9 protein-coding genes are annotated in these 11,343 nt (G+C 67.5%); 4 read left to right on the forward strand and 5 right to left on the reverse strand.

Translation table 11 applies throughout. The features are described from left to right. Positions 1-119 precede the first annotated feature (119 nt). Positions 120-1,229, reverse strand: coding sequence for an acetoin utilization protein AcuC (locus MUO23_03190; protein ID MCJ7511960.1), 1,110 nt, complete (start codon positions 1,227-1,229; stop codon positions 120-122). 284 nt (positions 1,230-1,513) lie between these two features. Further along, positions 1,514-1,660: a hypothetical protein gene (locus MUO23_03195; GenBank protein ID MCJ7511961.1), complete on the reverse strand. Its 147-nt coding sequence runs from the start codon at positions 1,658-1,660 to the stop codon at positions 1,514-1,516. Between the two features lie 167 nt (positions 1,661-1,827). Between MUO23_03195 and MUO23_03200 the strand changes: the two genes are divergently transcribed. After that, the gene (locus MUO23_03200; GenBank protein ID MCJ7511962.1) at positions 1,828-2,403 is read left to right on the forward strand and encodes a hypothetical protein; all 576 of its coding nucleotides are present in this window, start codon (positions 1,828-1,830) and stop codon (positions 2,401-2,403) included. Positions 2,404-2,473: 70 nt separating this feature from the next. Here the strand turns inward: MUO23_03200 and MUO23_03205 are convergent, their stop codons facing one another. Both MUO23_03205 and MUO23_03210 read right to left on the reverse strand, forming a co-directional pair. Next, complete coding sequence (locus MUO23_03205) at positions 2,474-3,496, reverse strand: hypothetical protein (protein ID MCJ7511963.1); 1,023 nt, start codon at positions 3,494-3,496, stop codon at positions 2,474-2,476. A 285-nt stretch (positions 3,497-3,781) separates the two neighbouring features. Continuing rightward, complete coding sequence (locus MUO23_03210) at positions 3,782-5,122, reverse strand: MFS transporter (GenBank protein MCJ7511964.1); 1,341 nt, start codon at positions 5,120-5,122, stop codon at positions 3,782-3,784. A 299-nt stretch (positions 5,123-5,421) separates the two neighbouring features. Between MUO23_03210 and MUO23_03215 the strand changes: the two genes are divergently transcribed. The 3 genes from MUO23_03215 to MUO23_03225 all read left to right on the forward strand — a co-directional run bounded on the left by MUO23_03215 (position 5,422) and on the right by MUO23_03225 (position 9,675). Then, entirely contained in the window at positions 5,422-6,354 is a 933-nt protein-coding gene (locus tag MUO23_03215; GenBank protein ID MCJ7511965.1) for a pyridoxamine 5'-phosphate oxidase family protein, read from the forward strand. Positions 6,355-6,869: 515 nt separating this feature from the next. Beyond that, a complete protein-coding gene (locus MUO23_03220; GenBank protein MCJ7511966.1) occupies positions 6,870-7,196 on the forward strand; it encodes a hypothetical protein in 327 nt (108 codons plus the stop codon). Positions 7,197-8,784: 1,588 nt separating this feature from the next. Next, positions 8,785-9,675, forward strand: a complete 891-nt coding sequence (locus MUO23_03225; protein MCJ7511967.1) for a CAP domain-containing protein — start codon at positions 8,785-8,787, stop codon at positions 9,673-9,675. 81 nt (positions 9,676-9,756) lie between these two features. Here MUO23_03225 and MUO23_03230 read toward each other — a convergent pair whose 3' ends face one another. Then, complete coding sequence (locus MUO23_03230) at positions 9,757-10,881, reverse strand: response regulator (GenBank protein MCJ7511968.1); 1,125 nt, start codon at positions 10,879-10,881, stop codon at positions 9,757-9,759. Between the last annotated feature and the right edge of the window lie 462 nt (positions 10,882-11,343).

Raw genomic sequence — 11,343 nt, forward strand, 5'->3', positions numbered from 1 at the left:
CAGGCTGGGCTGCGACGCCGTGCTCTCGGATGACCCGGGGGCGACCCGGCGTGCGCTCGATCGCATCGCGCACGGCCCGCCTGCCGGCTCCGCTTGATGCGTGCAGCTGTCGGGCGACGCTATTCCAGGCCGTGGAGCTGCCGCACCCCAGCCACAACTCTCTGAACGGTCTCCCATGCCTGGGCGCGCAGGCCAGGATCCGGCGCCGGAAGCTCGCCGTCGTGCAGCCAGCGTCCGCCGTGAGTGGAGCGATAGCGGGCGGGAAGCTCGAGCGGTGGGTCGGCTTCGGCCATCACTGCCAGAGCGAGTGTCCAGGCGCGCGGGACCACGTCCAGGTCATAACCGCCCCCGCCGAGGGCCAGCCAGCGGGAGGACAGCCGGGCGAGACGCTCCACGATTGCAGCCTGCCCATGCGTCGTGAGGGCCAACTCGGCCAGCGGATCGCGCACGTGCGTGTCGACGCCCAGCTGTGTGACCACGATGTCTGGGTCGAAGCGCTGCACCACCCGCGGCACGATCTGGTCGAAGGCCCAGAGATAGGCGTCGTCATCGGTATGTCGGGGCAGGGGGACGTTGACCGCATAGCCCTGGCCGGCGCCCCGTCCGACCTCTTCGACTCCGCCGGTTCCCGGAAACAGGGTGCGACCATCCTGGTGCAGCGAGACCGTTAGCACCCGATCGCTGTCGTAGAACCCCCATTGCACGCCGTCGCCGTGGTGAACGTCGACGTCGATGTAGGCCACGCGCCAGCGGAGGTTGACCAACCATTGGATGGCGATGGCGGCGTCGTTGAAGACGCAGAAGCCAGAGGCGTGATCGCGCCAGGCGTGGTGCAGCCCGCCGCCGAGATTGAAAGCGACATCCGATTGCCCACTGGCGAGCCGCTCGGCTCCGAGCAGGGCGCCGCCTGCCTTGGCAGCCTCGCTTTCGAACATCCCGGAGAACACCGGATTGTCGCCCGGGCCGAAGTTGAATCGCCTGCCCTCCACCTCACGACTGCCCGCGCTCAGGCGGCGGACGGCCTCGATGTACTCCGGGGTGTGAAACAGGGCGAGCTCTTGATCGGTCGCCAGGCGCGGCGGGACGACGGTGACGTTGCTGCGGGAGAGCAGCCCGGTTTCGGTCATCAGATCGACCGTGCGCCGCAGGCGCTCGGGTCGAAGTGGATGCCCGTCACTGTGGCCGTGGGCCCAGAGGGCGGAGGAGGCAATCAGTGCAACCTGGCGCATTCATTCCCCGTTGTCAGCATAGCGGAAGCGGCTCCCCGGCTCAAGAGGCTGCCCGCCGGCATCCGGGGCAGGGGACAATGCTGGTCCGCCTGGCACGGCCTCAGCCGGACCCCTCGCGGATCGGGAGAGGGAGGCCTGCTCGAGCTGAGGTCTGATTTCGGATGGCGGGTCGCCCAGCGACTGGAGCCGGAACGGATCGTCTGGCTTGTGACCGTCGGCCGCATCGGCGCCCACCGGCCGAGGCCCGTCTGGTCTATTGGGAGCGTGAATCGGTCCTGCTCACCTCACGCCCGAAGCCGGCCAAGATCGACCACATCCGCCGCAACCCGCGGGTAGCGCTTCACTTCGACGGCGACGGGTAAGGCGGCGACATCGTCGTTCTTCTCGGCCAAGCCGGGCTGGATGCCGAGCCCGCGCCGGCATGCGATCATCCCTCCTATCTCGAGAAGTTCGCTGCTGGCCTACATCGGATCCAGATGACTCCCCAGGACTTCAGTCGGGCCTACTCCGCCGCACTGTGGTTTGATCCATCGAGGCTGAGACGGCACTGCCATCAACCCTTCGGCGATCGGCGCCCAACCTAGCGGCGGGGGACGCCATGCAGGCCGTGCCCGACCGATTCTGGCGCGCCTTCGGCTGGCAGTGCCTGGGGTGGGGGGCGGTCGACCCCCCCGTCGCCGGGCTTGGGATTTCGCGGGTCACTCGCGCCCATCCGGTTTCGGCACCTGAGCATGCCTGCCGGCTGAAGCGGCTGCTGGTGGCGAGCGGCGCGTTGGATGCGGTGTACCTCACCGATACACTTCTTCTGCTGCGCTCGGGCCGCCGCCGCCGATCCCCCGTCCGGGCTGGCAGCGGGGTCTGGGTTCTCCGGCAGGCGATGAGTCACTTTGAGATTCCGGCTTCGCTGATCGACCAACTGCTGCTTACCGGCCGAGGGCAGTACCGCGCCACCCCGGACCTCGAAACTCCAGCGCTGACTGTCCAGGCCTTGAATGATCCGCTGATCACCCGACGACGGACGCGGGGACTGCTACGCCGGTTCCGGGTGCCGCTCGAGGATGTCAAGGTGCCCGGATCCTGCGATCGCTTGCACCTGAGTTCGCCGGGGACGGAGCAGGTGATGCGGGCGGCGCTAGGCCTCGCCCGGTCGCTGCTTGCGGCCCGGCTGGCTTGATTCGAATCCAGAGGGAAGTCTGTCTCGCCGCCAGCTCAGGCGCCAGGGCGCGTGCCCGACGGTGAGCCGCTCAACCTGGGGTCGGACCGAACACCGGATGCCGCGTCGCCGCCAGGTTGACCAGGCGGCTGATCATGCTGCCGTGGGTGTAGCCCTCAAGCTCGGCGGCGCAGGCCATGCTGCTGTCGGCGCTCAGATCGGCGTTGGGATTGACATCCAGGACGTAGAAGGTCTCATCCCGCAAGCGGATGTCGAGGCGGCCGTAATCGCGGCAGCCGATGGCTTCGTAAGCGGCGTGCGAGACCCGGGTCAGCTCCCGAAGCTGCGCCTCGCTGAGCGGGGCTGGCAGCCTGAGCTGGATGGCGTCGTAGTGAGATGACCCGGGCGTGAACTTCGAGTCGTAGGTGCACAGCCGGTCGCGCACATCATCGAAGGCGGCGAAATCCATCTCGGCAACTGGAAGGAGATTGGTCTCGCCGTTCCCCCACAGCGACACATGGAATTCGCGCCCGTCGACGAAGTCCTCGACCAGGGCCTGCCCGCCGTACGTGTCGAGCACCAGGGCCACTCGCTCGCGCAGCGCTTGCTCATTCAAGACAATCGCCTCGACGGTCACACCGACGCTGGAGTGCTCGTAGGCCGGCTTGACAATGGCGGGATAGCAGTCCCATCCGCCAGGTTCGGGTGATGAGCACAGCATCCAGCGCGGGGTCGGCACCCCGTGCGCCTCCAGAATGGCCTTCACCAGCGGCTTGTGCCAGGACAAGCTGAGCACCGCCGGATCGGCTCCGGTGTAGGCGAAGCCCATCTCCTCGAGGACCTGCGCCACGAGCGAATCACTGCGCGGGATCCCCGGAAGTTCCTCACACCAGTTGAAGACCAGCGTGCTGTTGGGGTCAAAGGCCTGCAGTCGGGGATGCAGGTCGGGATCGCTGACGGCCAGCTCACTGACCTGGTGGCCCATCGAACGCAGTTCGCTCACGAGCTGATCTGTCTGGGCAACAACAGCTTCGCTGGCCTCGGGTTCCCAGGCGGGGTCGAGGTTGTACAGCGTCAGGATCGGCAGGTCCGTTCGAGTGGTTGCGTTTGCCATCTTCCGCGGTCACCCCTCGTTATCGTCGTCTGGTTATGTCTTGACCTACCCGCATTAAGCCCTACCTGTGGCGGAAATGCAAGGGTTTGGGGGCACATTTTGGGGGGGGTGGTCAGAGGCTGGATTCGGCAATGACGGCCATCCGACGGCGACCGGACCGACCCGGCGTGGGCTCGCTCTCAGTTCAGGTTGGGAGGGTCCGCAGGGCGGGCGAGTTGAGCCCGCAGGAGGCGCGGCTGGATGCCAGGTCCGCGCGGCCGGGAGGCGATCCGCTGGGGAAATGCGTCAAGGCGTGGGGACGGCGCCGTCGGCTCCAGGCGCATGGCGCGGGTCGCGCACACGCGTCCGGAGGATGAACAGGGCCGCCAGGTTGAACACGGCCGCGAGCAAGAACAACGCCACGAAGCCGCGCGACGCCAGCCAGGCGCCGATCAACGGCGCCAGGATGCCGGCGACTCCCAGGCTGCTGTTCACGATGCCGGCATAGGTCGGCTGTCGTCCGGCAGGCGCGAACTCCAGGGTGAGCAACAGGCCGGACACGATCTGCCCACCGATGGCAAAGCCGATGAGCAGAAACGCCAGGTAGTACGCCTCAGGCGCCGGCGACCAGGCGGTCAGGGCGAAAGCCAGCAGGTAGGCCACGGCTGTGATCTCGACCGAGAGCAAATGGCCGCGCCGATCGGCCAGTAGGCCCAGACTGAGCGTGCCTAGCGCCTGTCCCACCAGGGATACTGCGGTGTACATACCAACGGTGCCGTCGCTCACCTGCCAGAGCCGCAGCGCGCTCAGGGTCACGAACCCCAGTCCCATCGCCCCGAAGGCCAGCGTCACTCGCCCGAGAAGGTACCAACGGAAGTTGGCCTCGGAGCGCACAACGTCCGGCAGGTTCGACCAGAAGTCGCGCGCCGATTGGCGGGGAGCCTGGACGACCGGGACCGGCTCACGGACCAAGGCCATGAATCCCAGACTGAGCAGGATGCTGAGCGCTCCGAGGGCAAACACGGCTACGAAGTTGGCCGGGTACTTGAGCGAGGTCAGCAGCGCGGTGCTCGCGAGCGCGCCCAGGGCCCCGGTCGTTGTGCCGACGAATCCGCCGATGCCCATGAAGCGCCCACGGCGCTGCACCGGGAAGCAGCGTCCGACCAGCTCCTGCCAGGCGGGCGCGATGGACCCGGCGCCCAGCACGTGCCAGGCATAGGCAACCAGCGCCAACACCAGCGCCGATGTCGGCGCGCGAGCGGCAAGCGCCGCAGCCAGGACCAGCAGGAACAGCGGAAGACGCTCGGCAAAGAAACCGACATTGACCATGATCGGGAGCATGCGCGGCACTCGCTCGACCCCGTTTGCCGTGAACAGCTGTGGCAGGTACCAGCCACCTTGCGAGAGCATCGCCACCAGGCCGAACACGAGTGTGCTTTCGGTCAGCTTGGAGAAGAAGAGCGGCAGGATGGTGCTAGAGGCGATGAACGACAGGCCGAACCAGAAGAGGGCCAGCTCGAGGATGCTCACCGTCAGATTCCAGCGGTAGTTGCGCTCGACCTCGAGCTGAAGCTGAGCCCCTTCGAACGAGGCGTATGGCCGGTCGAGCTCGAGCAGCCGGCGCAGCATGCGGCGGGAGGATGACATGATCGACGGATTCCCTTCTCAGGGAAGCGGCCGGCCCAGCCAGCCTTGGCTCGCCAGACTCCACGCCGGTTCCCCAGCCTGCGCTGGGCCCCCCCCGCCAGCCCCGCATTCTAGCATTCTACCGGCCTCCGGCTGTCGGCTCCAGCTCGAGACCCTAGCCGCCAAAACGGAAATCGACCGTGGTTGCGGGGCGTATAATTAGGATAGAGACTATCAGAATAGGGATCCGCGCGCATCTGGGGCCTAAGGCCTCAACCCCACCCGGAGCACACCGGGTGTTCGCGGCCAAGGAGTTGCCGATGCCCCCCCTCAAGTATCACAGCGGCCAGCGGTCGATCCAGGAAGAAGCCAAGACGACACACGTGGCAGCCAATCTCGCCAGTTGGGTGGGCCCGGTGGGCGAATTCGCCCAGCTTGCGGACCTCGCCCTCTTGGCGAACTGGCAACAAGAGGATCTGGCCTTCACCATCCTGAGCGGCAAGCCTCCGCTGGTGCAGGTGGATCCGCATGCCCCCCATCGGCTGCTGCTTCCCTCGCCGATTGGGGAACGGCTGCCTGCCCTCACCCGCTGCGGCGGCCTGTTCATCCATCTGGGCCAGGCGCGCCGGGTGCGAGTCAATGGGGAGCTGACCCACCGGCCGGACGGTGTCGAGCTGGTGGGTGACGAGACCTTCACGTTGTGCCGCAAGTACATGTCGCCCTCCGAAGCGCTGAGCACGGGACTGTGGGTCGGGCCGCAGCTGCGCGAGCCGATTGCCATCGACGATCCCTGGGCGGCCGGCGTGGTTGGAACGGCCGATGTCTCCTTCCTTGCCAGCCTGAGCCCTGACCAGCATCCGGATGTTGCCCATCGCGGGGGACCTCCGGGATTCCTCCGCTTCGAACCCGAACATCGCTCCCTCGAGTGGACCGAATACCTGGGCGACGGAGTTTTCAAGAGCGCGGGCAACATCCGCGCAACCGGGGTGATGACCCTGTTGGTGCCAGACGTGATCACCGGAGATGCTGTGGAGTTGGTGGGCCGGGGCTCCTACACCAACATCCGCATGGAGCGCCGGGAGCGGGTTGACCCTCTGATCCAGGACAGAGAGCCCTACCCGGTTCAGGGCAGGCTGGCCTGCAGCCTCGATCGGGCCTACAAGCTACATGGCGCCATGGCACCGCGCGCTCCGTCGAAGAATGGCCGCAAGTTCACAGCCGACGCCCATGTCGACGAACAAGCTCCACAGTAGGTGCCATCGGCCGCGAGCCTGAAATCTCGTGCCGAGCGCCTCCAGCCCCAGGCGTGGCAACCCGGCTGCGCGCCGCGCCGGTCAGCTTCGACACTGACGGCAACAGCCGACCTCCCCAGGATTTCGCGCCCCCACCGAGGGCCGCAACCTGATTCCCAACGGGCCTGAATATCAAGTGCAGGGCATCTAGGACCGCCGCAGCGGGCGATGAACCCCAGCACCCTGCGCCGCCAGCAGGAGACCGAGGGCTTGACCCATGGTTCCCAGCCGTCGGAAGGTTGGGGTACGCCTCGGCGCACTCCGGGGTCCCGCCCAACTGGCATCTCGCCGGGGTGCGAACGGCACGCCGTCTTCCGGCGGCTTGGCGCAAGACCCCCCTCCGGATGCGGGCGTCCATCGAACGGACTGGCTCGCCGTTCCCGCCTCCCCACAGGGCTCAGCTCCCGGCGCCGCTCGTCGTGGCGTTCCATGGGGCAGGGGGGACGGCTCTCGGCATGTGCCGGATGAAGGGCGGGATGCTCGAACTCGCCAGGACGCGGGCGTTCATCCTGGTCTGCCCACATGGGCTGGAACGGCATAGGAATGGCGGTCGGCTCATCACCCGCCGGCGCGCCCAGGCCGAACACACCGAGGACGTCGGATTCCTGGCCGCCGTGGTCGAAGATGTACCAGCCCTGGTTCCAATGGACCCATGGCGAGCGTGTGCTGCAGGTATCTTCAACGGCCGACAGATGAGCTTCCGTCTGGCCGGCGAACGCTCCGGCCTGGTCAGCGCCGTCGCTCCGGTGGCAGCCTTGATGGCGGACAGCCTGGAGGCGGGCCGGCGAAGCCGGTCTCGTTGATGATCCTCAACGGCGCGGACGACCCTCGCGTGCCCTACGAGGGCGGGGGGATCGGTTGCGGTCGTCAGGACCTCGGCCGCGTCCGTTCGGCCGAAGGGGTCGTGGACCTGTGGGCGGAGATCAACGCCTGTACGGATCGGCTCGCGGTGGACCCCCTTCCCGAGCAGGTCCCGGGCGATGGCACCCGTTTCCGTCGGCTGAGCTACTCGGAGTGGGCAGACGGGAGCCGGGTGGCGCTGTACGAGATCGAAGGAGGGGGGAATACCTGCCCGCCAGCCTCATCGACCGGGTCAGCCAGGAACTCGCCGGTAGCCAGGCCATCGGGGGGTTCTCCAGTTCGTAGCGCCTGGCCGCGCACCCCGAATCTGCGACGCAGTGATCGATGCTTCCCGCAGTGCATATCGTGGGCGCGCCAGGCACGCTCGCTTTGCGCCCGTGGCTCGGGCAATTGCGCAAATGGTTCGGGCGCAGGCTCCGATCGGGGTCTCCGGATGGCGTGCAATGCCCGACGCAACCGGGCGGCGGTTGTGCGGGAATCCCAACCCGGCATCGCCGGCCTCTACCTCCGGGCGCACCCACGAGCTACTGCCGAGCTGTGAGGCGGGGCCTGCCTGGCCAGGGCCGGGCAGACCGCCGCCTCGGTTGTGGCTTGGGCTCGCCGCCCGCTTACCCGCCGCGGGTCGAGCCACTCCGGTGCCGGCGCACAGTCAGCCGGAGGCCGCCTGTGCGGCAGCCGGATCGTCCTGCATCCGCCCGAACTGGTTGCCCTCGATATCCTGGCAGTAGGCCAGCCAGCCAACGCCCGGGACGGCGGATTTGAGATGCACAATCCTGGCGCCGCAGGCGACGACCTTCTTTAGGTAGGCATCAAGGGAGTCGACGCTGAGGGTGTTTTGAGTCCCCCAGCCGGGTTCGCTGCGTCGGCCCAGCCCACCATCGATGCCTGGCTATGAAGCGGGGCCGGTCGTGATCAGCCAGTATTCCAGCGGCCCCTCCGATTTGTGGATCCCCGGCCAAACGTCTGCTCGTAGAACGCGACCGCGCGTTTCGGTTCGTCGGCCGAACTCTCGAGATGGACTACTCGTGGCATGGCCGCCTCCCTCTGGCTGCCGGATGAAAGTTGTCAGCCGATCACCGGATGTTGGCCATCTCATCCCCCCCGGCCGGGAGTCTGTCGGCCGGGAGGCCAGACAACGGCCGGTTGGTAGCCTGTTCACGACCTATGGCATCCGGTGGCGCACAGTGAGCTTGCGGCGCCCCCGGCGGAGGTTGGGATGCACCGGGGGTGGTGGAGAGCGGCCGAGGATCAGTCGGCGGGCGTGGTACCGCCCGGCTATGGGGGTGGGGCGCTCGGCGTTCGATAATCGAGCCGACGATGACCCGCCCCGATGCCCGAGCCGGTGAAGTCCGCCCCAAACGCCGTAAGAGGCGCAAGCCCGCAGGCTGCACTATCGCCGCGCTCGGTCTGGCACTTGCCGGCCTAGTCTGCGTCTCCACGAGTTTCGGTCTGGGTCTTGCGGTCCAGGCGGCGCCAGGATCGGCCCTCGCCCTGCCAGCGTTCGAAGGTCTGCCTGGCTTGATCCAAGATATGAAACGCTGGACCGCGCCGCCAACTGGCGCGAGCAGCCCGGCCGGGGATCCAGCCCCCACTGTCGAGGCTCTCCGGCCAACACCTCGCCCGGCCTCGGCGACTCCCTTCGTGCCTCTGGCGCCGGACACCGCGCAGCCGAGTCCCATCGCCTCCGCGACCCTCACCCAGACCCCCGCAGCCACCGCCACGGAGACATCAATCTCGACCACGGCCGTACTCGCTAGTGAGACCTCCAGCCCGGCGCCATCGGTCACTACGACTATCGCCACTGCCTTGCCGGCTACTCTCTCCCGCACACCGACCCGCACCCGGACTCCTACCCGCCGCCCTTCCCGCACGCCGACGCCTGAAGCCCCTTCGCCGACCTGGACCGCCTCGGCTACGCCCGAGGGCTGGGCAGAGACGGCCACAGCCGACGGCCCGCTGACCGCCACGATTGCGCCCCCATCGTCGACGCCGGTGTCCGGTTGCGCCGCCACTGGGAACTCCGTATACGAGAGTACGCTGCTGGCGCTGATCAATCAGGAGCGCGAGAGCCGCGGCCTGGGCGCCTACCGCTCGCAGTCGCAGCTGCAGGCGGCAGCCCGCGCCCACAGCCTCGACATGGCATGCAATGGCTTTCTTTCGCATACCGGATCCGATGGATCCAGCGTGCGGGATCGGGTGGAGCGGGAGGGTTACGACTGGTCGTGGATCGGGGAGAATATCTTCGCCACCGGAGACACATCGTTAGGCGCCCCGCAACGGGCCTTTGACTGGTGGATGAACAGCGCTCCGCACCGCGCCAACCTACTCAGCCCGAACTACACCGAGATCGGTCTTGGCTACGACTATCTGGCGGGCAGCGGGTATGGTGGGTACTTCACGGCGGTGTTCGCCAGGCCGTGAGCGCCAGGGGACCGGCAGGCCTTCATCGCCGGCCGGCGCCGGGTCCTTCCGCCGAAGGCCGACGGAAGGAGAGGCCCGGGACTAGTCGAAGAGATCGGCCAGGCGCTTGATCGCCTGAGAGATCACAGCTTCTGGTTGAAGCTGAACGATCGGAATGCCCCTCTGCTGGGCGAGAGCACACTGGTCGGCAGCTGGAGGCACCTGGCCCCGGATCTCCCAGCCGATCCGCTCCTCGATCTCTGCAGGCGCCATCGGCGAGGCGATGGGTGCCCGATTGACAACGACGAGCCCTAGGGCGGCGCCTGCGCTGGCGAGGCCGCGCACATAGTCGGCCGCCACCCTGCCGGCTTCGACTGAGTCCCGAACCGGGTCGACCAGGAGCAACACTGAATCGGATTTCTCCAGCGCCACTCGTCCGGCAGGTCCGATCGCCGGAGGCAGATCCACCAGCCGGTGGGCGGCCTTCGGGTCCAGCCCGTCCAGGATGGCGGCTGCTTGTTCGGGCTCGATCTGACGGTCTTCGACGATGTCCTCGGGAGAAGGTAGCAGTTTCAGTCCCGTAGTGTGCACGGCAAGCTGGCGCTCGACTTCCTGGGCCGTGATCGAACGGGCAGGAAGGCGCAGTAGATCGGCCAGACTCTTGCCGGAATGCACACCGATCAGCAGACCGGCGCTGCCGGGGTAGGGGCGCAGCTCGCAGGCCACGGTGGCGAGCTTGCGGAGAGCCAAGGACACCCCCAGATTGATGAGCAATGTCGTCGTGCCGCAACCGCCTTTGGCACCCAGCAAGGTCGTCATGCGCGGCGCCGCGGCCGGGGTGGCACTTCTCAGCCTTCGGGTGCGCTCCATCAGACTGGCGACGCGCGCCACGAGCTCGGCCGTCTCGACCGGCTTGACCACGTACTCATCGGCGCCGGCTTGCAGCCCGGCGATCTTGTCCGGGACCTCTCCTTTGGCGCTGAGAATCAGGATGGGAATGGTGGCAGTGTCGGGTCGAGCCCGCAATTGGGCGCAGAACTCCAGGCCGCTGACCCCCGGCAGCATCACGTCCAGGATGATCAGATCCGGCAGGGCGGCATCGATCGAGACCAGCGCCTTGTCGGCGTCCTGCGCGGCGCTGATGACGTAGCCTTCCCGTTCCAGGGCCATGCCCAGCAAGCGCAGCGTACTCAATTCGTCATCGACAATCAACACGCGTTCGGCCATGACCACCCCTCCTTCCTGCCGTGCAACCCTCGTGCCAGCCGGGTCCGGTGCGCCTTGTTGCAGGTAGTATTCGTCAGGAAGCCCGGAAGGACAAGGGCCCGGAGGGCACACCGGGGTGGGCGGCACTTGAGGGGAAGGGGGCCCATCGTGCGCGCCGGTCAGCGGCCGAATCCCAAGCCAGGCCTGACTCCGAGCCACCGTGCTCGATCCGGACGGGATACACGTGAGCCCACTAGGCTGCCGCGGGTCTCGGGCCGGCTACCCAGGAGGGTACCGCTCGAACCGCCGGATCGGAGGATCATCCGGGAGCCGGTGCGTGCGATGAGATCGGGGCGAATGTCAAGGGAGCCCCGGCCAGGATATACTGGCGCACCTTCGATCATGGAAATGCGGCTCCGCCGCAGGCGCCCCGTCCCGTCGCGCATGGGCTGTGCGGGAGGACGAATGTGCGCCCTTCGACTA

It is taken from the genome of Anaerolineales bacterium (assembly GCA_022866145.1).
Classification (GTDB): domain Bacteria; phylum Chloroflexota; class Anaerolineae; order Anaerolineales; family E44-bin32; genus PFL42.

Excerpts from the sequence above, each read along its gene's own strand:
- MUO23_03225 (MCJ7511967.1), top strand. The coding sequence starts at position 8,785 with ATGAAACGCTGGACCGCGCCGCCAACTGGCGCGAGCAGCCCGGCCGGG.
- MUO23_03200 (MCJ7511962.1), top strand. The coding sequence starts at position 1,828 with ATGCAGGCCGTGCCCGACCGATTCTGGCGCGCCTTCGGCTGGCAGTGC.
- MUO23_03210 (MCJ7511964.1), bottom strand. The coding sequence starts at position 5,122 with ATGTCATCCTCCCGCCGCATGCTGCGCCGGCTGCTCGAGCTCGACCGG.
- MUO23_03220 (MCJ7511966.1), top strand. The coding sequence starts at position 6,870 with ATGCTCGAACTCGCCAGGACGCGGGCGTTCATCCTGGTCTGCCCACAT.
- MUO23_03195 (MCJ7511961.1), bottom strand. The coding sequence starts at position 1,660 with ATGATCGCATGCCGGCGCGGGCTCGGCATCCAGCCCGGCTTGGCCGAG.
- MUO23_03190 (MCJ7511960.1), bottom strand. The coding sequence starts at position 1,229 with ATGCGCCAGGTTGCACTGATTGCCTCCTCCGCCCTCTGGGCCCACGGC.
- MUO23_03215 (MCJ7511965.1), top strand. The coding sequence starts at position 5,422 with ATGCCCCCCCTCAAGTATCACAGCGGCCAGCGGTCGATCCAGGAAGAA.
- MUO23_03230 (MCJ7511968.1), bottom strand. The coding sequence starts at position 10,881 with ATGGCCGAACGCGTGTTGATTGTCGATGACGAATTGAGTACGCTGCGC.
- MUO23_03205 (MCJ7511963.1), bottom strand. The coding sequence starts at position 3,496 with ATGGCAAACGCAACCACTCGAACGGACCTGCCGATCCTGACGCTGTAC.